The 21,997-nt window shown below is 45.6% G+C and carries 20 protein-coding genes and 9 tRNA genes; 21 read left to right on the forward strand and 8 right to left on the reverse strand.

Annotated elements, in window-relative coordinates:
- The first annotated feature begins 227 nt into the window (after positions 1–227).
- Positions 228–1,202 (forward strand): elongation factor P--(R)-beta-lysine ligase, encoded by a 975-nt coding sequence (epmA, locus tag OCU35_RS01060; protein ID WP_261825508.1) that lies wholly within the window; start codon positions 228–230, stop codon positions 1,200–1,202.
- A gap of 32 nt (positions 1,203–1,234) precedes the next feature.
- Here epmA and OCU35_RS01065 read toward each other — a convergent pair whose 3' ends face one another.
- The 5 genes from OCU35_RS01065 to OCU35_RS01085 all read right to left on the reverse strand — a co-directional run bounded on the left by OCU35_RS01065 (position 1,235) and on the right by OCU35_RS01085 (position 6,058).
- The gene (locus tag OCU35_RS01065; RefSeq protein ID WP_017033092.1) at positions 1,235–2,122 is read right to left on the reverse strand and encodes a DMT family transporter; all 888 of its coding nucleotides are present in this window, start codon (positions 2,120–2,122) and stop codon (positions 1,235–1,237) included.
- 78 nt (positions 2,123–2,200) lie between these two features.
- A complete protein-coding gene (locus OCU35_RS01070) occupies positions 2,201–2,923 on the reverse strand; it encodes a glycerophosphodiester phosphodiesterase (protein WP_017027350.1) in 723 nt (240 codons plus the stop codon).
- 32 nt (positions 2,924–2,955) lie between these two features.
- A complete protein-coding gene (locus OCU35_RS01075; RefSeq protein WP_017027351.1) occupies positions 2,956–4,371 on the reverse strand; it encodes an SLC13 family permease in 1,416 nt (471 codons plus the stop codon).
- Positions 4,372–4,555: 184 nt separating this feature from the next.
- Positions 4,556–5,068: a ribonuclease E activity regulator RraA gene (gene rraA / locus OCU35_RS01080; RefSeq protein ID WP_017027353.1), complete on the reverse strand. Its 513-nt coding sequence runs from the start codon at positions 5,066–5,068 to the stop codon at positions 4,556–4,558.
- A gap of 87 nt (positions 5,069–5,155) precedes the next feature.
- The gene (locus OCU35_RS01085) at positions 5,156–6,058 is read right to left on the reverse strand and encodes a 1,4-dihydroxy-2-naphthoate polyprenyltransferase (protein WP_026012672.1); all 903 of its coding nucleotides are present in this window, start codon (positions 6,056–6,058) and stop codon (positions 5,156–5,158) included.
- Positions 6,059–6,154: 96 nt separating this feature from the next.
- On the opposite strand from OCU35_RS01085, the gene OCU35_RS01090 reads away from it, so the two are divergent.
- Complete coding sequence (locus tag OCU35_RS01090; RefSeq protein WP_065210281.1) at positions 6,155–6,799, forward strand: TetR/AcrR family transcriptional regulator; 645 nt, start codon at positions 6,155–6,157, stop codon at positions 6,797–6,799.
- Positions 6,800–6,852: 53 nt separating this feature from the next.
- Here OCU35_RS01090 and asd read toward each other — a convergent pair whose 3' ends face one another.
- Positions 6,853–7,710: an archaetidylserine decarboxylase gene (gene asd / locus OCU35_RS01095; protein WP_026012671.1), complete on the reverse strand. Its 858-nt coding sequence runs from the start codon at positions 7,708–7,710 to the stop codon at positions 6,853–6,855.
- 70 nt (positions 7,711–7,780) lie between these two features.
- Positions 7,781–8,836, reverse strand: a complete 1,056-nt coding sequence (gene rsgA, locus OCU35_RS01100; protein ID WP_261825509.1) for a small ribosomal subunit biogenesis GTPase RsgA — start codon at positions 8,834–8,836, stop codon at positions 7,781–7,783.
- A gap of 163 nt (positions 8,837–8,999) precedes the next feature.
- Here rsgA and orn point away from each other — a divergent pair, with 163 nt between their 5' ends.
- From orn to OCU35_RS01150, 10 genes are all read left to right on the forward strand, one after another.
- The gene (gene orn / locus OCU35_RS01105) at positions 9,000–9,545 is read left to right on the forward strand and encodes an oligoribonuclease (protein WP_017033086.1); all 546 of its coding nucleotides are present in this window, start codon (positions 9,000–9,002) and stop codon (positions 9,543–9,545) included.
- Positions 9,546–9,658: 113 nt separating this feature from the next.
- Positions 9,659–9,734 (forward strand) — tRNA-Gly (locus OCU35_RS01110).
- A gap of 58 nt (positions 9,735–9,792) precedes the next feature.
- Positions 9,793–9,869: transfer RNA gene (locus OCU35_RS01115), tRNA-Met, on the forward strand.
- A 49-nt stretch (positions 9,870–9,918) separates the two neighbouring features.
- Positions 9,919–9,994 (forward strand) — tRNA-Gly (locus OCU35_RS01120).
- Positions 9,995–10,052: 58 nt separating this feature from the next.
- Positions 10,053–10,129 (forward strand) — tRNA-Met (locus OCU35_RS01125).
- Between the two features lie 49 nt (positions 10,130–10,178).
- A tRNA-Gly gene (locus OCU35_RS01130) sits at positions 10,179–10,254 on the forward strand.
- A gap of 42 nt (positions 10,255–10,296) precedes the next feature.
- Positions 10,297–10,373, forward strand: a tRNA-Met gene (locus OCU35_RS01135).
- Between the two features lie 49 nt (positions 10,374–10,422).
- A tRNA-Gly gene (locus OCU35_RS01140) sits at positions 10,423–10,498 on the forward strand.
- 58 nt (positions 10,499–10,556) lie between these two features.
- Positions 10,557–10,633: transfer RNA gene (locus OCU35_RS01145), tRNA-Met, on the forward strand.
- Between the two features lie 42 nt (positions 10,634–10,675).
- Positions 10,676–10,751, forward strand: a tRNA-Gly gene (locus OCU35_RS01150).
- A 671-nt stretch (positions 10,752–11,422) separates the two neighbouring features.
- On the opposite strand, the gene queG is transcribed toward OCU35_RS01150, so the two are convergent.
- The gene (gene queG / locus OCU35_RS01155; RefSeq protein WP_017027519.1) at positions 11,423–12,535 is read right to left on the reverse strand and encodes a tRNA epoxyqueuosine(34) reductase QueG; all 1,113 of its coding nucleotides are present in this window, start codon (positions 12,533–12,535) and stop codon (positions 11,423–11,425) included.
- Between the two features lie 198 nt (positions 12,536–12,733).
- On the opposite strand from queG, the gene tsaE reads away from it, so the two are divergent.
- The 9 genes from tsaE (at position 12,734) to OCU35_RS01200 (ending at position 21,955) form a co-directional block, all read left to right on the forward strand.
- Entirely contained in the window at positions 12,734–13,198 is a 465-nt protein-coding gene (tsaE, locus tag OCU35_RS01160; protein ID WP_017027518.1) for a tRNA (adenosine(37)-N6)-threonylcarbamoyltransferase complex ATPase subunit type 1 TsaE, read from the forward strand.
- Positions 13,195–14,865, forward strand: coding sequence for a LysM peptidoglycan-binding domain-containing protein (locus OCU35_RS01165; protein ID WP_102430439.1), 1,671 nt, complete (start codon positions 13,195–13,197; stop codon positions 14,863–14,865). The genes tsaE and OCU35_RS01165 overlap by 4 nt, the downstream gene beginning before the upstream one ends.
- Positions 14,862–16,793: a DNA mismatch repair endonuclease MutL gene (gene mutL, locus OCU35_RS01170; protein ID WP_261825510.1), complete on the forward strand. Its 1,932-nt coding sequence runs from the start codon at positions 14,862–14,864 to the stop codon at positions 16,791–16,793. Before OCU35_RS01165 ends, mutL begins: the two co-directional genes overlap by 4 nt.
- Complete coding sequence (gene miaA, locus OCU35_RS01175) at positions 16,786–17,718, forward strand: tRNA (adenosine(37)-N6)-dimethylallyltransferase MiaA (RefSeq protein WP_261825511.1); 933 nt, start codon at positions 16,786–16,788, stop codon at positions 17,716–17,718. Before mutL ends, miaA begins: the two co-directional genes overlap by 8 nt.
- A gap of 163 nt (positions 17,719–17,881) precedes the next feature.
- Positions 17,882–18,142, forward strand: a complete 261-nt coding sequence (gene hfq / locus OCU35_RS01180; RefSeq protein ID WP_017027514.1) for an RNA chaperone Hfq — start codon at positions 17,882–17,884, stop codon at positions 18,140–18,142.
- Between the two features lie 49 nt (positions 18,143–18,191).
- Positions 18,192–19,481, forward strand: a complete 1,290-nt coding sequence (hflX, locus tag OCU35_RS01185; protein ID WP_017027513.1) for a ribosome rescue GTPase HflX — start codon at positions 18,192–18,194, stop codon at positions 19,479–19,481.
- Between the two features lie 45 nt (positions 19,482–19,526).
- A complete protein-coding gene (gene hflK, locus OCU35_RS01190; protein ID WP_261825512.1) occupies positions 19,527–20,717 on the forward strand; it encodes an FtsH protease activity modulator HflK in 1,191 nt (396 codons plus the stop codon).
- A gap of 2 nt (positions 20,718–20,719) precedes the next feature.
- On the forward strand, positions 20,720–21,700 hold the full coding sequence (gene hflC / locus OCU35_RS01195; RefSeq protein ID WP_261825513.1) for a protease modulator HflC: 981 nt from the start codon (positions 20,720–20,722) through the stop codon (positions 21,698–21,700).
- Between the two features lie 69 nt (positions 21,701–21,769).
- Positions 21,770–21,955: a DUF2065 domain-containing protein gene (locus OCU35_RS01200; RefSeq protein ID WP_017027510.1), complete on the forward strand. Its 186-nt coding sequence runs from the start codon at positions 21,770–21,772 to the stop codon at positions 21,953–21,955.
- Positions 21,956–21,997 lie beyond the last annotated feature (42 nt).

A 21,997-nucleotide genomic window follows, 5' to 3' on the forward strand; every position in this document is an offset into this window, starting at 1 on the left:
TATCCTCCAGAGTGTTAGGCAGGTTGTCCTGCTCGTGATTGTAAGTTTCTTAAGAAATGCTGCGCTCCATTGTATGGGAAGCGTGTTGCGAAAAAATTGATTTACCTAGTTTTTTGATGCCGTTCCAGGTGAAAAAATCTAAAAAGAACGGGGACTGTGATCATTATCATGTCAAAATAAGCATCTGAATCTCAGAAACTTATTCAATTCATTTCACAGGAAATTCTATGAGTACTCTCAACTGGCAGCCTTCTGCAGACCTCTCTTCTTTGAAAAGAAGAGCAGAGCTCATCGGCCACATCAGGCAGTTTTTTGTTGAACGCAATGTATTGGAGGTGGACACCCCGGCGATGAGCCATGCCACTGTGACCGATATTCATTTGCATACCTTTCAAACGGAATTTATTGGCCCAGGGTACGCGGGTGGAAGAAAGCTCTTTTTCATGACCAGCCCTGAGTTTCACATGAAACGCTTACTAGCTTCTGGCAGTGGCTGTATCTACCAGATAGCGAAAGCCTTTAGGAACGAAGAAGCGGGTCGTTACCATAACCCCGAATTTACGCTCTTGGAGTGGTACCGAATCGGGTTTGATCATCATGACTTGATGAATGAAATGGATCAGCTACTGCAACTTGTTCTGTCATGCAACCAAGCCGAACGAATGACCTATCAGCAGGCGTTTGTTGATGTGTTAAACGTGTGCCCTTTACAAGGCAGTATAGATGAACTGAAAGCCGTCGCTGGAACCTTAGGGTTGTCTGATATTGCCGAGCCAGAAACAGACAAAGACACGCTATTGCAGCTGTTATTTAGTATTGGCGTTGAACCTAAAATTGGGCAACAGGTACCGGCTTTTGTCTATGATTTTCCTGCCTCTCAAGCCGCATTGGCGAAGATAAACCCCAATGACCATAGGGTAGCCGATCGTTTTGAGGTCTACTTTAAGGGCATTGAACTCGCTAACGGCTTTCATGAACTTGATGATGCCGATGAGCAATTGCGTCGCTTTGAGCAAGACAACGAAAAGCGCGAGAAAATGGGGTTATCCCCTCAGCCTATTGATTATCATTTAATTGAGGCATTGCGCCACGGACTGCCACAATGCTCAGGGGTTGCTTTAGGCATAGACAGACTAATCATGCTGGCTTGCAAGCAAACCCACATTGATGAAATTACCGCGTTCCCTTTCCCAAGAGCCTAAAACTGACCGCTGATAGCTTCGAGCTGTCAGCTTCAACTTACGATTAACGCTGTGCCAATAACGGCCAAGATCGCGCCATACCACGCGTAGCGACTTGGTCGCTGTTTGGTGATAAACCAAAGCAGAGGCAGCACCATAATTGGGGTTGTGGAAGAGAGCAGGGCTACCATACCCACGTTGCCTTCTTGTAATGCGTAAAGTATCAATGTCATACCTACAGCCATAGCCAAGAAGCCGTTTAGTGCAGTGATCGCAAGTATCTTTAGATTGATAGCCTGTTTAGCTTTTGCAATCTTTGCACCACTAAACAAAAACAATGAGTGAGCCGCAAACGCCGTAATCATGCGAATAGCAGAGGCCGCAACAGGGTCAATACTGGTTTGCATTACGGGCTTAGCAATGATGCCACCCAGTGCTTGGCAAAGCCCAGAGAGTAGGCCAATGCTGATACCGACCGCCATTTTTCCTTGTAATGATTCCCAGTCATGCTTTCCAGTTTGTTTTCTGCCAAAGAAGATTGCGATCACAACGCCGGCAAATACCAATAGCGCACCTAGAAGTTCAATGCCACTCCAGGTTTCACTGAAAAGCCAATACCCTAATACCGCTGAAAATACAGCATGGCATGAAAAAAGCAGACCTGCTTGTCGCGGTCCCATTCTATTCATGCAGGCAAATAGGGCAGTATCACCAATGAAGATACCAATCAGGCCCGAAAGCATCATTAGCGTCATATGCTCTGTCGCTACGGTTGCCCAGCCCCCTGTGAAAGCGGCCATGCTACTGAGCATGATTGCGGTACAACCCATTCGCCAACGGCTGTAGGCAAAGGGGCCAAGGTGGCGAGCAGGTTTAACTGAAATTAGGCTAGATATCGCCCATAAGAAGGCCGCGGCAAGGGCCAACCATTCGTATCCCATGGTGCACATTGAGGTTTTTGATAGATACCGTCAATATGCACCATATCGTGAGGATAAGAAACCCTCGATTGAGCGGTGTTACTCAGGCCAGATTCGGCTTTGAGTCGTGGTTGAGGCGAAGTACTTCACCGCCTCGTTGGGAACATCACAGAAAATGCCATCCACTCCCATCGTTTTTAAGCGTTGCCAATCTTCTTGGCGGTTCACCGTATACACGTAAACCTTCAGCCCGCGTTTCTTTGCATCATCAACCATTTCGCCATCGATAACGTGCAAGTCGATATTAACGCTGTACGCATTGAGCTCTTGTGCAAATTGGCACAAGCCGATGGGTTTACTGGCGGTTAATGCCGCAAGCTTAAGCTCAGGGCGCTGGCGATTGAGCTCTGCTAGCCAGTGATGATTGAATGATGACACCAATAGCTGGTCTTGTTTGAACCCACACTCATTCACGGCATAGTCGAGGTGAGCAAGCAAGGTTGCTATGTCATCCAGCCCCTTTAACTCGATGTTTAAAGCACAGCGACCAGACAGGTGGTGTAGGGTCTCTCTCAGAGTCGGGATCTGCTCACCTTCACCCGCATCAAGTTCTTTTAAGCCCTTAGCTGAAAACCAATTGAGCGGGCCTGCACCATCAGTCGTGCGATTGACCCAGCTATCGTGAATTACCCAGAACTCTCCTTGATGTTGATGGATATCTAACTCGATAGCTTTTGTGCCTCCCTCTAATGCGCTCTCAAAGGCGAGTAACGTATTCTCTGGGTGGGTTTCTCTTGTTCCTCTATGGGCGACAACAAACATAACTTCTCCCTAGTTAAAGTTTGGCACTCCTTTTAGGTTAGGATAAACATAGCAACGTAGACGAGTGCTAGGCCGACGATACCAAGAATGATGCCTGTTTTCGCCATGTCTTTACTCTCAATAAGTCCGGTGGAGTAAGCCAATGAATTGGGTGGCGTTGAGACAGGTAAGATCATGCCTAGCGATGCAGAGAATGCGACGACAATCAGAAGACCTTGCAGTCCTCCGGTCGCTACTAGGCTAGGCATGGATGCGCCAATTGCCGCAGCAATAGGCATTAATAAGTTAGCGGTTGCGGTATTGGACATGAAATTGGCCATTAACCAACAGATGATGGACAGTGTGAGTACGACAGCAACAGGCGATAGGCTCTGATAATCAATAGAGTGAGCTAACCCTTTGGCTAGGCCTGTCTTATCTAGAGCAAGTCCAATGGCGATACCGCCGGCAACCAACCACAGCACGTCCCAGTTAATCTGTTTGATTTCCGCTTTACCCATGATGCCAGTCAGCGTAAATATCGCCAGAGGAATCACTGAGACGACGTAGGTGTTCATACCGTGGAGCTTGGTGGTCATCCACAGCACTATGGTCAGTGCAAAGGTGATGTAAACAACGATCGCTTTCCAAGACTTTAAGAATTCACCCTCTAAAGAGAGCACCATTTTGTCTTCTGACGATGGGAATAGCTTTTGTAGTAACAGCCAAGCAATAGCGAGCTGTACGATCACAAAAGGCAAACCAAACATCATCCAGCTTAGAAAATCGATACTGTTTTCACCGGTAAGATACTGCAAGGCAATGGCGTTAGGCGGAGTACCGATTGGAGTCGCGATACCCCCGGTATTCGCAGCGATAGGTATACACAAAACTAAAGCCTTGATACCTAAATCGCCAGGTTTGGCAGAGGCGACGATAGGGCCAAGCAATGCCAGCATCATAACCGTGGTTGCGGTATTTGACATGAACATGGAGAACACCGCGGTAATCAGCATTAAGCCAAGCATGATGTATCGAGGCTGGGTGCCAAATGGCTTCAATAGCACTCGAGCTAGGTTGTTGTCCAGTTGGTACTTAGAGGCGGCAATAGCCAAAGCAAACCCGCCCATAAACAAGATGATGATGGGTGAAGAGAAGGACCCAAGTATGTCCGTATAAGGAATAAGGGTGCCAAAGGCTTCATTGGCGTGATCGACGATTAGAACGTTCAATCCCTTATCGGATAAGAAAATCAGCTCTAGGGTAATGATCAGTATCGAGGTAGCAAAAACCGGAACAGGCTCTAAAACCCAGAGTAGGGCGGACATGACGAAGATAGCCAATAATCGATGTTGAACCACGGTAAGATCATTGATAGGGATCCAACTGCTTGGCATCATCAATATTAAAATAGGTATAAGTATGCAGAACGCTAACTTAATTACCTGGCTCGAATTTTCTTTGTCCATTCCATCGCTTCCTCTCTACATGGAATATGCAGACTATCGAAAAGTTATTGCAAGTGTTTGGATGTCATGCAATTTTTTTTGAAATGATAAAGTTTATTCGAGATTATTTTGCTTTTAATCAAAAAAAAGCAGAACGAATTTCTCGTTCTGCTTCTAAATGTAACTCAATCTGACAGTGAAAAGGCTAGGCTTCGTCTTCGACATCAATCTCAAAGTTGGTGTCTAGAGGCTCTTGGGACAAAATAATGCCAGTATTGTCGGCATACAAGTAGTCCTCAGGCAAGAAGCTTACACCACCGAAATTAACCGGAACATCTAGCTCACCAACATCAGTTTGGCTTGCACCAACAGGAATAGACGCTAGGGCCTGAATACCAATGCTCATATCCTCAAGCTCATCAATCTCACGTACTGAGCCATAAACGACAAGGCCTTCCCATTCGTTTTCCTCAGCGAGAGACGCTATCTCAGCATCAATCAAGGCTCGTCTTAATGAACCACCGCCATCAATAAGCAATACTCGACCTTGCCCATCTTGCTCGAGAACAGAGCGAATAAGTCCATTGTCTTCAAAGCATTTGATGGTGGTTACCTGACCTGCGAATGACGCACTACCACCAAAATTGCTAAACATTGGCTCTACGACATCAACCTGATCTAAGTAGACGTCACACAGGGCTGAAGTGTTGTATTCCATAATCAGAGTCACCTTCTAAGTTAGTATTCTTACGCTCGAGTATATCCTGCAACGCTCATTGAAAATTGATGCAAGTTAACTTTTTGATTAAACAATAATAGCTAAAGAAAATAATAAGTTAGCAATTAGTGCAAGTTTTACCACTCCAGCCATCAATGGAGCAATGGCTAAACTATCAGTTGCGCGGTTAAGTGAACGCAAATGCAATAGGCTTGGAACTAAGATTAATGAGGACAAAAGCAAGCTGATAGAGCTACCATGATTATTGAGCACGAAGATGAAATAAGCCAACCATGCGCTTAAGACCAGCAACGCGTGATAGTGCTTGGCTTTTGCCAGTCCCATGCGCACCGCCATTGTCGTTTTACCAAACGCACGGTCGTTATCAATATCTCGCATGTTATTGACATTGAGTACCGCGACCGCGAGTAATCCGGTAGCGGTGGCGGGCAAAAACAGGTCTGCAGAGATAGCGTTGGTGTGCAGATAAAAAGTCCCACCTACACCAAGCAAACCAAAGAATATATAGACAGACAGATCACCTAAACCTATGTAACCATAGGGTTTTTTGCCTACGGTGTATGCGATGGCACAAAATATGGCAAGGACGCCTAAGCCGAGGAAAATACCAATATCCACCATAGTGGTTAAAGATGTTAGAATCAGTGTCAGACCGGCTGCGAGACTCAGCAGTGAGCACAACACCATTGCACTTTTCATCTGTTTCGCCGTTATCTCTCCTGATTGAATCGCTCTCGTAGGACCAAGTCGATCTTGATTGTCGGTTCCTTGTTGAGCGTCACCATAATCATTAGCAAGGTTTGATAATATTTGTAAAAGCGTTGCGGTGAGTAGAGCCAGAATGCTGACACTCCACGAAAATTGCTGGTGGGTATAGGCTAGGCAACTTCCTGTCACAATAGAAGTTAACGCCAAGGGCAATGTTTTGGGTCTAGCGGCAGATAGCCAATGAGATACAGACAAAGTAATAATAGCTTTTTACGTTACAGTAAGAGTGCTTGAGTATAGCAAAACTCTTTTCTATTTCGATCTAATTAACAATGACCTAGGGTATTGAGTCGCTTAATGAAAACAAAGCAGAGAATTGTGCAAGGCGCGCTAGAGTTGTTCAATCAACAAGGTGAGCGCAACGTCACGACCAACCACATTGCTGCACATCTTGGCATCAGTCCAGGAAACCTCTATTACCATTACTCGAACAAGCAAGAGATAATCCGAGCTATTTTTGAGGACTATACCTCTGAATTGTTGGATAGGTTTCGCCCCTATGAAAGCCAGGGTGAGAGCTTGGTGTTGTTAAAACACTATGTAAATTCGACCTTTTCTTTAATGTGGAAGTACCGGTTTTTCTATGCCAACTTAGCCGATATTGTGAGTCGTGATACTCAACTGCATCACGCATATTTGGAAGTTCAAGAAAAGCTAAGGGTTAACCTAGTCGCCATCGTACAGTCGTTTCTTACCCTTGAGTTAATCGAAGTCGATCCCAAGGACATGCCTAGGTTAGTCACTAACTTGCATTTTATTGCGACGGGGTGGCTCGGTTATCAATCAGCGATGAATGCCAACCAAAAGGTGACAGAGGCAATGATTATGCAAGGCATGTTGCAGATACTGGCCATGGTAAAACCAATGGCAACTCAACTGGGTAAAGAGCAATTGCTCCTGCTTGAGGAAGGTTTGCAAATGAGTTGTGTCACTGAGGAATAACAAAAAAGGAGCCTAAGGCTCCTTTTTTAATTTTATTTTTCAAATGGTTGCGATTAGCGCTTGTGAGCGTAAGCAGTACCGAGTCGAGTAATAGCTTCAAGCTGCATGCTTTCATCAAACTCAATGGCATCTTTAGGGAACAGGTTGATCACTGTTGAACCTAGCTTAAAGCGGCCCATTTCCTCACCCTTCTTAATGTGGATAGCTTTCTCTCCATCTGCAGGGTAATCCCAACGATAGACAGTGTTTCCACGAGGTGGTGTCACGGTGCCAGCCCAAATTAGCTCAATACTACCGACAATAGTCGCGCCGACAAGAACCTGTGCCATTGGGCCAAATTCAGTATCAAAGATACACACCACGCGCTCATTGCGGGCAAATAGATTCTCTACATTCTCTGCGGTTAACGGGTTTACCGAAAACAGATCGCCTGGAACGTAAATCATTTGTCTTAATGTGCCGTCGCAAGGCATGTGCACACGGTGATAGTCACTAGGCGATAGGTAAAGCGTAGCAAAGCTACCGTCAGCAAAGCTTTCAGCAAGGTTTAGATCACCGCCAAGCAGTTCACGAGCTGAATAGCTGTGTTTCTTCGCTTGAATGAGCTTACCGTCTTCGATTGGACCAAACTGACTCACACAAGCATCCGCCGGGTGTGTGATAACCGAGTCGTCTTCAACGACAGGGCGAATCCCTGGCTTTAGTTCACGTACGAAAAACTCGTTAAAGGTTTCGAAGTGAGCAGGATCTGAGTGCAGCGCTTCGTCCATGTTAATTTTGTATTGCTTGATGAAGCCACGAATGATCGACGTGGTAACCCCGCCAAGTTTCGCAGATGCAAGCTTTCCAACTAGGCGCGTTAGGCCGTGTTGTGGCATCCAGTATTGGGCACCGACTTTGATTTTATCAATCACAATAAGGTCCATTATTCCTAAATTGGGCCAGAATGTTACTCAAACTGGCATCGTTTGTCTAAATATACTACTGATCCAGCTTCTTGTTTTTCGAGTACTGGCGATTGGCTTTCATTTCGACCATGCTTTCAATGATTTTCTGGTAGTTTTCAAATCGGTTAGGATGAATCTTACCGTCGATAATCGCTTGTTGAATGGCGCAACCCGGGTCATCAGCATGCTTACAATCTCTAAACTTACAAAGGCCAAGGAATTCTCTGAATTCAACGAAGGCTGTGGTGACCTCATCGGCCTCTAAGTGCCATAAGCCAAACTCACGCACTCCCGGTGAATCGATAAGATCACCACCCGCAGGGAAGTGGTATAGACGTGCTGCTGTTGTGGTGTGCTGACCTAACCCCGAGTTTTCAGAGATAACGCCTTCTTCTACTTCAAGCTCTGGCATCAACGCATTGACTAAGCTCGATTTTCCTACACCAGATTGACCTACAAAAATGTTTATCTTACCTGCAAGCTCGGCTTCTAATTCAGGAATGCCTTCGCCAGATTCTTTACTCACCAGCAAGACCTTGTAGCCAATGTTACTGTAGATCGTTAGCTGTTCTTTAAGCTCGACAAGTTGCTCTGGTGTGGGTAAATCAATCTTATTGAGAACCAGTAGTGGCGCGATGTTTAGGGTTTCTGACGCGATCAGGTAGCGGTCAATAATAGACAGAGAAAGCTCAGGCAGCACTGAAGATACAATGACCATCTGCTCTACGTTGGCAGCAACGGGTTTAAGACCATCATAATAGTCGGGTCTAGTGAGCATTGAGGTTCTTGGCTCTACCGCTTCTACAACACCAGAGATACCAGCCATAGACTCAAGACCAATTCGCCATAATACGCGGTCACCGGAGACCAAGCTTTCAATACCACGGCGTAAGTTGCAGCGATGAATCTCTCCAGTCTCACTATCCTCAATATCGGCATGTTGCCCAAATCGAGTGATGACTAAGCCCTTCTTGGTTTCACCAAGCATTTGCTCATCCCATTGAACAGTATTGTCTTGTTGCAGTCGCTTCTTTTGATTGCCGCGCACTCGACGTACTTGCCCTTTGGTTAGCTTCTTCTTTTTAGCCATGTATTATTTAGTGTCCAGTTGGCTTTCTATAATTGAGGAGTATGATATACCCAATTGACCTCAAGATGCGAGACTAAGCGGTCACGGCTTACTTTTATGCAGCCCATATTAGTCACTCCACTGAGATTTCATTCTTTCACAACAATAATAGGCAATTTCATTCATGGCGTTGAACGATAAAAATTTAATCTGGGTCGATCTTGAAATGACAGGGTTGGATCCAGAAACACATAAAGTCATCGAAATCGCATCTATCGTTACAGATAGCGAATTGAACATTCTGGCTGAAGGGCCTGTTATTGCCATTCACCAACCAGAATCCGAGCTGGCTAAGATGGACGATTGGTGCACCAACACTCATACCAATAGTGGTTTGGTAGAGAGGGTTCAAAACAGCGACATCGATGAAGATAAAGCCGTTGCTCTGACGATAGAGTTCCTTGAAAAGTGGGTACCGAAGGGAGCTTCACCGATTTGTGGTAATAGCATCGGCCAAGACAGACGTTTCTTGTATAAGCACATGCCTGAACTAGAACAGTACTTCCATTATCGTTATGTGGACGTAAGTACGCTCAAAGAACTCACTCGTCGCTGGAAGCCAGAAGTATTGGATGGATTTACCAAGAAAGGTGTTCACTTAGCGCTAGATGATATTCGCGAATCAATTGCTGAACTTCGTTATTACAGAGATACAATCATGAAGATCTGATGTTTTTTTATTCAGTTAACGCGCTGAGATAAAAAAAATCAGAATTAAGGCTTGCATCACAAAAATAACCTCTTATAATTCGCATCCCTAAACGGCACAAAGACGTTTACGAAGCGACACTAGCTCAGTTGGTAGAGCGCAACCTTGCCAAGGTTGAGGTCACGAGTTCGAACCTCGTGTGTCGCTCCAAATTTCTCTTTAAATAGAGAGTAAGTCTTCATCGTACTTAACGGTGACACAATTCGGACGCGGGGTGGAGCAGCTTGGTAGCTCGTCGGGCTCATAACCCGAAGGTCGTCGGTTCAAATCCGGCCCCCGCAACCAATTTTAAAAACTTATAGCTAATAGCTTCAAGCTGACAGCTACAAGTTATGCGACACTAGCTCAGTTGGTAGAGCGCAACCTTGCCAAGGTTGAGGTCACGAGTTCGAACCTCGTGTGTCGCTCCAAATTTCTCTTTAAATAGAGAGTAAGTCTTCATCGTACTTAACGGTGACACAATTCGGACGCGGGGTGGAGCAGCTTGGTAGCTCGTCGGGCTCATAACCCGAAGGTCGTCGGTTCAAATCCGGCCCCCGCAACCAATTTTAAAAACTTATAGCTAATAGCTTCAAGCTGACAGCTACAAGTTATGCGACACTAGCTCAGTTGGTAGAGCGCAACCTTGCCAAGGTTGAGGTCACGAGTTCGAACCTCGTGTGTCGCTCCAAATAGAAAGTCTTCATCGTACTTAACGGTGACACAATTCGGACGCGGGGTGGAGCAGCTTGGTAGCTCGTCGGGCTCATAACCCGAAGGTCGTCGGTTCAAATCCGGCCCCCGCAACCACTTTCAAAAACTTATAGCTAATAGCTTCAAGCTGACAGTTACAAGTTATGCGACACTAGCTCAGTTGGTAGAGCGCAACCTTGCCAAGGTTGAGGTCACGAGTTCGAACCTCGTGTGTCGCTCCAAATTTCTCTTTAAATAGAGAGTAAGTCTTCATCGTACTTAACGGTGATACAATTCGGACGCGGGGTGGAGCAGCTTGGTAGCTCGTCGGGCTCATAACCCGAAGGTCGTCGGTTCAAATCCGGCCCCCGCAACCACTTTTAAACTGATAGCTGTTAGCTTAAAGCTGTTAGTGAGATGCGACACTAGCTCAGTTGGTAGAGCGCAACCTTGCCAAGGTTGAGGTCACGAGTTCGAACCTCGTGTGTCGCTCCAAAGCTTTTGGGTGATTACCTGCTACACGAGGAACCTCGTGCCCAGTCTGGTCGAGTCGCTCCAAAGCTTTTGGATTGATTGACTGATACATGAGGAACCTTGTGTCCAGTCTGGTCGAGTCGCTCCAAAGCTTTTGAACTGATTATCCGAATCATTACATTCTTTCTGCACTAGTATTACCCAGCTCTTTTTCTCCTTATCTATAATTTTTCACAATCTCTGTGAAACGCCCATTATTACACTCCATTAAGAATTAACTCACAGACTTATCCACAAAACCACGGCTGTGGATAACTTGGTTGATAAAAATTTTAGCAATTGATTTTTGCGGATCTTTTGTCAAGATCTAATTTCATCATAAGAACGATGGGACTTATTACACCTAGCTTAATGCCTTGAAATATAAGGGCTGATGGTGAGGTTGTTTGATCCTAAGAATGTAAGAAATTGATCTTAAATGTCACATTATTTGATCTTCATCATATTCCGCGTCTGTGTTTAACTTTAGGGCATGCTGAAATGAGACTTGCTTTATATTCTTTTTCCACATTACCTATGTACTTACCATTTTATGCTGAATTAAGGGTTTAACATCCGCTTATTGGCACTTATTTGGTTTTTCTAGCGAGCATTTGTTCTGAATACTCTAGAGTTGATGGCATTGCATCTAGCTAGGCATCCCTAGGCAGTCCTTTCTGAACAATTCGAATCAGTCGCTGTTGCTTGGTTGAGGTAAATGGAGTCTGAGATTTAAGCCGTTCGATGGCATAGGCAATATGGTGGTCCAAAACGTCACAAAGCCCAAGTCTACTTTCTAGAGTTATTATGGCTTCATCGCTGTATGCGCCATTTCCCAAAGCAATCGCGAGGTTTCGTAGCCACTGCAGATGACCAATGCGGCGTATTGCTGAACCCTCGAAGTTCTTAAGGAATTCTTGTTCACTCCATAATAAAAGTGTAATTAAGTTGCTGTCTTTAATGCTTTCTCGTCTATGAAAGTCCGCTTGCTGCGTAAGCTGAGCATGACGGTTAAACGGGCATACCAGTTGGCAGTCATCACAGCCGTAGATACGATTGCCCATTGCATCACTAAGCTCACGCTCAATGATTCCATCATATTCTATGGTTAAGTAAGAGATGCACTTGCGCGCATCAATGACACCATCTTCGATTATCGCTCCCGTAGGGCAACTTGTGATGCAAGAGCGACACTTCCCACATTGGTTTTCTACTGGAGCATCGACAGGAAGAGGCAATCCAATCAATAGTTCGCCAAGAAAAAACCAAGAGCCTGCCTCTTCATCGAGCAGCAAAGAGTGTTTACCGGTCCAGCCTAGACCCGCCTTTTCAGCTAAGGGACGCTCCAGCACAGGAGCCGAGTCAACAAAGGGGCGATAGTTCAACTCTCCAAGTTCATCTTCAATTTTCTTGGCTAAGTTTTTGAGCTTGTTTCTCATCAGCTTATGATAATCACGACCTAATGCGTAACGACTAATATAAGCTTGGGTCGGATCGGAAAGATTACTGGCAAAATGAGCTTCTGGGGGAAGATAGTCCAAGCGCACGCTAATAACTCGTAATGTGCCCGGGTGAAGTTTATCTGGATGTAGGCGTTTATCTTCATTGCGCTCCATCCACTCCATACTGCCGTGGTAGCCATGGGCAATCCATTTCTTCAGGCCCTCTTCATGTGATGAGAGGTCGACATCGGTTATTCCTATTTTTTGGAATCCGAGTTCATTGCCCCAAAGTTTGATTTGATCTGCCAAATGTTGAAGATTCATTGATGCTGTCATTCGAAGAAAGTTGAGTCTATTTTAGCGAATAAACGAGTCGACATGTAACACTGCAACCCATTCGAAGTACTTTTGAACGAAATTTATTGGTCATAGTCTACCAAAGAGGCGGGTTTGCTCGACAAAACGCGCTCAGTAGAGATAATTAGGTCATTATTAATAAAACCAAGCAAAGACTATTCTTTTATGACCCAGAAGCACTTCTCCCTCAAAGATGAGCATGACACTGTAAAGATGGGAGCAAACTTATCAGCCCTATGCTCTGAGCAAACGACCATTTATTTACACGGTGATCTTGGTGCGGGAAAAACCACCTTCAGTCGAGGTTTTATCCAGTCGATGGGGCATAAAGGCAACGTTAAGAGCCCAACCTACACCTTGGTTGAGCCTTATGATTTGCAAGATTGGCAGGTGTATCATTTTGACCTTTATCGTCTTGCCGACCCAGAAGAGCTCGAGTTTATGGGAATTCGAGACTACTTTACCCCAGATGCCATCTGCCTTGTTGAGTGGCCAGAGAAAGGGGAAGGATTGCTTCCTAAAGCAGATTTAGATATCGACATTCGTTATCAAGGCGAGGGTCGCGTCGCGACCATTACCGCAAACAGTGACAATGGATTAACACTGATTGAAAAGCTGGAGCTAAATTGATTAAGAATTCAGTATGGGCGTTTGCCTTGTTCTTTGTTTCTTCTTTATTTGCCACTGTGCAAGCAAATGAGATTAAGAACATTCGCATTTCGACCACTAATAAAGAAACAAGGACGGTTATTGACCTGAGCCAGTCAGCGGATTTTAGCTACTTTACCTTAGGCAGCCCAGATCGTTTGGTTGTGGATCTTAAGAGCACATCTAATCGTTCCAAATTACCTAAGTCGGTAACCAAGAGTCCGATCTTAAGTAAAGTGAGAGAAAGTTCTCCTCCTAACAAAAACACCTTTCGATTGGTGTTTGAGTTAAAGGGAAAGTCTTCGCCTAAATTATTCAAGCTTGCCCCGGGTAACGGCGCCGGCCATCGTTTGGTGATCGATTTTCCTCTCTCAGCAACCAGCCAGTCTAAACCAGTAGCTAAACCGGTTGTTGCGACTAAAACGACCGTGCCTAGTCGACAAGATGTGGTTATTGTTATCGACCCTGGCCATGGCGGTAAAGACCCTGGCTCCATTGGTCCTAGTCGCAAATATGAAAAGCACACCACATTGAGTGTTTCAAGGAAGCTTGCAGCACAGTTGAATGCTATCCCTGGTATCAGAGCCAAGTTGACTCGAACGGGCGACTACTATGTGAATCTAGATCAGCGCGTGGCTATTGCCGACCGAGAGAAAGCTCACCTATTTATCTCTATTCACGCAGATGCGTTTACCTCGCCACAGCCAAGAGGTGCTTCCGTTTTCTTCTTGAATGATCGTCGTAGGAACACAGAAATTTCTCGTTGGGTAGAGAACCAAGAGCGTCAATCTCAAAAGCTAGGTGGCACTTCCACGGTTACTCGAGCGGATAAAAATGTAAACCAAACATTGCTGGATCTGCAGTTCACCCACTCCAAGCGAGAGGGTGAGAAGTTAGCGACAGAGATATTAGGTGAGTTGAAAAAGGTCGCTCGTCTGCATAAAAGTAAACCAAGTGAAGCTAGCCTAGCGGTGTTGCGTTCACCTCAAATACCATCAGTTCTGGTTGAAACAGGCTTCATTTCAAACCCAACTGAAGAGAAACTGCTATTTCAGCGTTCATATCAAGACAAGCTAGCGAGCGCTTTGTCCCGTGCGGTAGTGACGTATCTAAAACAAAATCCGCCGGAAGGAACTGGGTTTGATAACAGCCCGAGCCACGGTGGAATGTACGTTGTTCAGCGCGGTGATTTTTTATCTAAGATTGCGCAAAAACACGGAGTTTCCGTTGGTGCGATCAAATCGGCGAACAACCTAAAAAGTGATACCGTCAAAGTGGGTCAGAAGCTGACTATTCCTGGCGCTTCAGTTCCGACGAAAACACTTAATACCGTAGAGACCAAAACCGTTACCCATGTGGTGAAATCGGGTGAGTATCTAGGCAAGATCGCCAGTCGATATAAGGTATCGGTAGACTCAATTAAAAGAGAAAATAACCTTAAGTCTAATACGGTTCGTGTTGGTCAAAAGCTTAAGATCACCGTTGCCGTGAAAGATACTCCAATCAGGCGCCATAAGGTTCAACGAGGAGAGTTTTTGGGTAAAATCGCATCTAAATATGGGGTGACTGTGAGCAGCATTCGCAGCGCCAATAACCTTCGTTCCGATGAGCTTGCCATTGGACAGACGCTGATTATTCCAAACCGATGAGCGAAATTAAGATACTACCAGCGAGACTGGCGAACCAAATAGCAGCCGGAGAGGTGGTTGAGAGACCGGCCTCTGTGGTTAAAGAGCTCGTTGAAAATAGCATCGACGCGGGTGCTACTCGTATCGATATCGATATCGAAAAAGGCGGCAGTAAACTGATTCGCATCAGGGACAACGGTAAGGGCATCATTAAAGATGAACTTCAACTCGCCCTGAGTCGACATGCGACCTCTAAAATTACCACCTTGGATGATCTTGAAGCCATCATGAGCCTTGGGTTTCGTGGAGAGGCGCTGGCTAGTATCAGTTCGGTATCTCGCTTAACCTTAACCTCAAGAACGGCGACACAAGAGCAAGCGTGGGCAGCCTATTCTGAAGGTCGAGATATGCAGGTTAAGCTGCAGCCGACCGCACACCCTGTAGGAACTTCGGTAGAAGTGTTGGATCTGTTTTTTAATACTCCAGCAAGACGAAAGTTCCTACGTACTGAAAAGACAGAGTTCACTCATATTGAAGAGCTGTTAAAGCGCATTGCTTTGAGCCGCTTTGATGTCACTCTTAACCTTAGACACAATGGTAAGCTGGTTAAGCAATATCGCGCTGCAAAAACAGAGCGCCAGGTAGAGCAACGCATTCAATCTGTGTGTGGTAAAAACTTTGCAGACAACATGTTAAAGGTCGAGCTGCAACATCAAGACCTAAAGTTGTATGGCTGGATAACCACACCCGCAGCAGCGCGTTCACAAGGTGATCTGCAATACTGCTATGTAAATGGCAGAATGATGCGTGACAAACTCATCAATCATGCGATTCGCCAAAGCTATGAGCTAGCATTGCGTCCAGAGCAGTTTGCCGCTTATGTGCTGTTCATTGAGATCGATGCACATCAAGTCGATGTGAATGTTCACCCAGCAAAGCATGAAGTGCGTTTTCATCAAGCGCGACTGGTGCATGACTTTATCTATCAAGCCCTTGTTGATGCGCTAGGACAGTCGCAACAACTGGTCTCTGAAGAGAGACGGGAAAGTGCGTTCGCCACGCCTCATCCGCAGCAATCGACTGCAAGTGAATCAGAGCAAACCACAATCACACCTAGCCCCGAGTCGACGCCAATATCAGCCTCTCCTTCACAAAGAGAAGCTCAGGCGATGCAGCAGATTCCAGCATATCCAAACAGGGCAGACTCGGCAGAGTCGTCTCATGGTGCACCGCGAAGCGAAGGTCAGGCGCGCTCAAGTTGGGGGCAAAATAACACCTCAAGAACGCCTAAGCCTCAGGTATCTGAACAAGAGGCTAAGGTCTATCAGCAACTGATGACCGTTGAGCCTAGCTCTGCTGTAGAGACGCCATCTTCTGTGGTGGCTCAGCCTATTACTCAGCTAGGGAAGGCATTCACTGTGGTCAATGAGCGCTTTTTGTTGATTAACACCAACGCAGGATGCGGACTGCTTGCTTTGTCTTATGCTGAGATATTAAAGCTTCGAGGACAGTTGTCGGTAGACCAAAGGCAGTTGGTCAAGCAGCCACTGTTGATCCCTCTGGCATTGCGAGTGAGAAGCGAAGATATCGAGTTGCTTAAGCAAATGCAGCCCATGCTTGAGCGTTTTGCGATTCAGTTGATGTTTAAAGCTGGAGCCAAAGTGATGATCATGGCAGTGCCTCAGCCACTAAGACATCATAATCTTCAGCAGTTGTTTTCTAAGCTCATCGATATGTTGAGTGGTGGGCAAGCGTTGTCCTTTGAACAGTTAAGCCTTTGGCTCGCTTCTCAGGTAGCCGAACAAAATAAGACCTACACTTTGTCAGAGGCGGTTCAGTTACTGTCCGACTTAGAGGGTGCTTCCGCACAAGGTCTAGACTTAAAAGATAAAAAACTTATTCAATTAGTGGATTTTTCCACCCAAATTAAAGCGCTATCACATGAATGATAAATTGCCTTTGGCCATATTTTTAATGGGCCCAACGGCCTCCGGTAAAACCGAATTGGCGATTCGCCTTCGACAACGCTTTCCCATTGAGCTAATCAGCGTTGATTCAGCTCTGATATACAAAGGGATGGACATAGGCACGGCTAAGCCGACGGCAGAAGAGCAAGCCGCCGCCCCTCATCGCCTTATTGATATTATCGACCCTTCAGAATCTTATTCAGCAGCAGACTTTCGTCGTGATGCGCTGCAGCTAATGGATGAGATTACCGCACAAGGTAAAATTCCTATGTTAGTAGGGGGTACAATGCTGTACTACAAAGCTCTACTAGAGGGGCTTTCTCCATTACCCGCAGCTGACCCTAACATTCGCGCGCAAATTGAGCAAGAAGCCACTCAAAAGGGCTGGCAAGCTCTGCATGATGAGCTAAAACAGATAGACCCAGTCTCTGCAGAGCGTATTCACCCCAATGATCCGCAGCGTTTATCGCGCGCTTTAGAAGTTTTTCGTATTTCTGGAAAGTCGCTGACAGAACTGACGCAACAGAAGGGAGAGCCTATCCCGTATGATGTGAAACAGTTTGCTATTGCTCCTCAAGAGCGTTCCGAACTGCATCGACGTATCGAACTTCGCTATGAAAAAATGGTAGAGGCTGGATTTGAAGATGAAGTTAGAGCCTTACATCAACGCACTGATTTGCATCCAGATCTTCCTTCAATTCGTTGTGTGGGCTATCGTCAGATGTGGGGTTACTTAGAAGAAGAGTACAGCTTTGATGAAGCAATCTTCAAAGGAGTCTGTGCGACTAGGCAATTAGCGAAGCGCCAGATTACTTGGCTTCGCAGTTGGAAAGACCTAACTTGGCTCGATAGTCAAAATATCGATCATGGGGTAGAAACAATCGCAAATGTCATAGCATCTAATTGAATTTGCTGTGTATAATATGATCGTTTTACATGAATAATACCTCTACACGGATCGTAGAATTAATTGAGGTATTGTTTGGTTTAGCTAGGATGCGTAAACAGTACAATTTTTCTACTGTCACTTGCTAAATAATTACAACAACATACTAATAAGGAAAATAACAATGGCAAAGGGGCAATCTTTACAAGACCCATTCTTAAACGCATTGCGTCGTGAGCGCGTGCCGGTTTCTATTTATCTTGTCAATGGCATCAAGCTTCAGGGTCAGATCGAGTCTTTTGACCAATTTGTGATCCTACTGAAAAATACCGTTAATCAGATGGTATACAAGCATGCTATTTCGACAGTAGTTCCTGCGCGAGCAGTAACTCATCACAGCAGTAATGAACGTGCAGATCGCACTCAAGAGAAATCTGAAGACTAATTGAAAAAGTTATTTAATCATCAAGTATCTTGTGTAAGGAGCTTATCGCTTGTTTGACCGGTATGAATCAGGTGAACAGGCGGTACTTGTTCATATTAATTTTACACAGGAAGGGGAGTGGGAAGACCTAGCTGAATTTGAGATGTTAGTGTCTTCTGCGGGTGTTAACAACCTGCATACCATAACGGGTAGCCGTCAGTCCCCCCATGCGAAGTACTTTGTGGGTGAGGGTAAAGCACAAGAAATTGCTGATTTCGTTCAGCAACTTGAGGCTGAGATAGTTATCTTTAACCATTCCCTTTCTCCTGCTCAGGAACGAAACCTAGAACAGTTGTGCAAATGCCGAGTGCTAGATCGTACCGGTCTTATCTTGGATATTTTTGCTCAAAGGGCGAGAACCCATGAGGGTAAACTGCAAGTAGAGTTGGCGCAGTTGCGTCATATCTCCACCCGATTGATTCGTGGTTGGACTCACTTGGAGAGACAGAAAGGTGGTATTGGTTTAAGAGGGCCGGGTGAAACCCAGCTTGAAACCGACCGTCGTTTGCTAAGAGATCGAATCAAAGCGATTTTACGTCGCCTAGAAAAGGTAGCTAAGCAGCGCGAACAAGGCCGCAGAGCAAGAAAGCGAGCTGAAATCCCCACTGTCTCTTTGGTTGGTTATACCAACGCCGGTAAATCCACTCTGTTTAATAGGATTACTGAAGCTAGCGTTTATGCAGCTGACCAGTTATTTGCTACTTTGGACCCAACTCTACGTAAAATAGAGTTAGACGATGTGGGCCTTGCTATCCTTGCGGATACCGTAGGTTTTATTCGTCATCTTCCGCATGATTTGGTTGCTGCTTTTAAGGCAACCTTGCAGGAAACCCAAGAAGCAGACATCTTGTTACATGTTATAGATGCTAGTGACGAACGTTTCAGAGAGAATGTCCAAGCCGTCGATATCGTCTTAGAAGAGATCGATGCGCACGAGATCCCAGTCTTACTTGTCATGAACAAGATAGACAACATGGAACAACAGTCTCCTCGTATTGAATATAACGAAGAGGGTGTGCCCACTACAGTGTGGGTTTCTGCGATGGAAGGCTTGGGTTTAGACCTGCTGTTTCAAGCGTTGACTGAACGCTTAGCAAGTCAAATGGTCGAATATACCTTGAGTATACCTCCCCTGTATCAGGGGCGTTTACGCAGTGTATTTTTCAATATGAAATCTATTCGACAAGAGGCGTATGATTCAGAAGGTAACTTGTTGATTGATATTCGAATGCAGCAAGCCGATTGGGCTAGACTGCAAAAGAGGGAAGAGGCGCAGTTGGACGACTTTATAGTCGGTTAAAAGACTGTTACTTTATAACGTCATATCTAGTGATGGAGTTTTCTAATGGCGTGGAACGAGCCTGGAAATAACAACGGAAACAATGGCCGCGACAATGACCCTTGGGGTAATAAAGATCGTGGCAATCAGCAATCCGGTGGTCGCAATCAAGGACCGCCAGATTTAGATGAAGTGTTTAGCAAACTAAGTCAAAAGCTGGGTGGTAAATTTGGTAAGCGTGGTGGTGGTTCATCATCAAGTGGTGGCGGTGCAATTGGCTTCGGTCTAATTGCTGTAGTCGCTATCGTTATCTGGGTTGCCTCTGGTTTCTACACAGTAGGTGAAGCAGAGCGTGGTGTCGTACTTCGTCTAGGTAAATACGATCGCATCGTAGATCCTGGTCTGAACTGGCGTCCACGTTTCGTCGATGAAGTAACAACAGTAAACGTTGAAGCAATTCGTGCACTTCAAGCTTCGGGCTTAATGCTTACGAAAGATGAAAACGTTGTAACTGTTGGTATGGGTGTTCAGTACCGCGTATCTGATCCATACAAATACTTGTATCGCGTAACAAACGCTGATGACAGTTTGCGTCAAGCTACAGATTCTGCTTTGCGTGCAGTAATCGGTGACTCTTTGATGGATAGCATCCTGACAAGTGGTCGTCAGCAAATTCGTCAAAGCACTCAAGAGACTCTGAATGAAATCATTGATGGCTACGACATGGGTATCCTTGTTGTTGACGTCAACTTCCAATCAGCACGTCCACCAGAGCAAGTTAAAGACTCATTCGATGACGCTATCGCAGCGCGTGAGGATGAGGAGCGTTTCATTCGTGAGGCAGAAGCTTACAAGAATGAAATTTTGCCGAAAGCGACAGGTCGTGCAGAGCGTCTGAAGAAAGAGGCACTAGGTTACAGCGAGCGCATCGTTAACGAAGCGTTTGGTCAAGTGGCTCAGTTTGAAAAACTACTACCAGAATATCAAGCGGCGCCAGAGGTTACTCGTAACCGTCTGTACCTAGATACAATGGAAGAAGTGTACTCAAACACGTCTAAAGTACTTATTGATTCTGAATCAAGCGGTAACTTATTGTACTTGCCAATCGACAAGTTAGCGGGTCAGGATAGTTCTTCAACCAAGCGTTCTGATAAGTCATCTTCAGTGTACGATAAGATAGAGCTAGATGCGGCGACAACACCGCAGCCGTCTTCAACTGACACTCGTTCAACTACTACTCGTCAAGGGAGATACTAGGAATGCGTAAGTTAATGATCCCAGTATTGGTGGTTGCACTCGCACTAATGCTAATGTCGGTATTCGTTGTCCCTGAGGGTGAGCGCGGTATCGTGGTTCGATTTGGTCGTATCTTGAAAGACAACAATGATATGTCTCGTATCCACGAGCCAGGTCTGCACTTTAAAATGCCATTGTTTGACAACGTTAAGCGTCTAGACGCTCGTATTCAAACCATGGACGGCCGTTCTGACCGCTTTGTAACGTCTGAGAAAAAAGACGTCATCATCGATTCATACGTGAAATGGCGTATCGAAGACTTTGGTCAATATTACTTGGCAACCGGTGGTGGTAATGCGCTTACAGCGCAAGCCCTATTGGAGCGTAAAGTAACAGACGTGCTTCGTGCTGAAATCGGTTCTCGTGAAATCAAGCAGATTGTATCGGGTCCTCGTAATGAAGCCGTTTTACCGGATGAGGAAGAGCTGGAAGAAACAGTTTCTGAAGCGGCTCGTGCTGCTGTAGAGATTGACGGTGAGCGTGATAAGATCATGGCAGTCGTTTTGGAAGATACTCGCCAAAGCGCGATGGATGACTTGGGCGTTCGTGTTGTTGACTTCCGAATGAAGAAGATCAACCTACCGGATGAAATCTCTGAGTCTATCTACCGTCGTATGCGTGCTGAGCGTGAATCTGTAGCGCGTAAGCACCGTTCTCAAGGTCGTGAGAAGGCAGAAGTTATCCGAGCTCAAGCTGAGCTAGAGGTAGCAACTGTACTTGCTGAGGCTGACAGAACGGCACGAGTAACTCGAGGTGATGCAGACGCAACTGCTGCTAAGATTTACTCTGAAGCGTACAACAAAGATCCTGAGTTCTACAGCTTCGTTCGTTCACTTAGAGCGTATGAGAAGTCATTCTCTCAGAAAGGGGACATTATGGTCCTTGATCCGAAGAGCGATTTCTTCCGCTTCATGAACGATTCAAGCGGCGCACCGCGTAAGTAATATCAGCTAGATATCGCAAAGGCTCCTATCATAGGAGCCTTTTTTATTCATTCTTAATAGGAAATAGATATGTCTCAAGGGATATGGATTGCCTTAGGCTTGGTTTTAATACTCGAAGGGATTGGTCCATTATTGGCTCCAAACGCATGGCGCAATATGATGGCACAATTGAGCCAGCAGCCGGATAATCAGCTGAGAAGACTGGGCGGATGTCTTGTGGTTGCAGGGGCTGTAATTACCTTTATGTTACTGTGAGCATTAATAAAGTATTGGTTTTCAGCTTAAATCAATTTGAAT

This window comes from Vibrio breoganii (assembly GCF_024346795.1).
GTDB classification, from domain to species: domain Bacteria; phylum Pseudomonadota; class Gammaproteobacteria; order Enterobacterales; family Vibrionaceae; genus Vibrio; species Vibrio breoganii.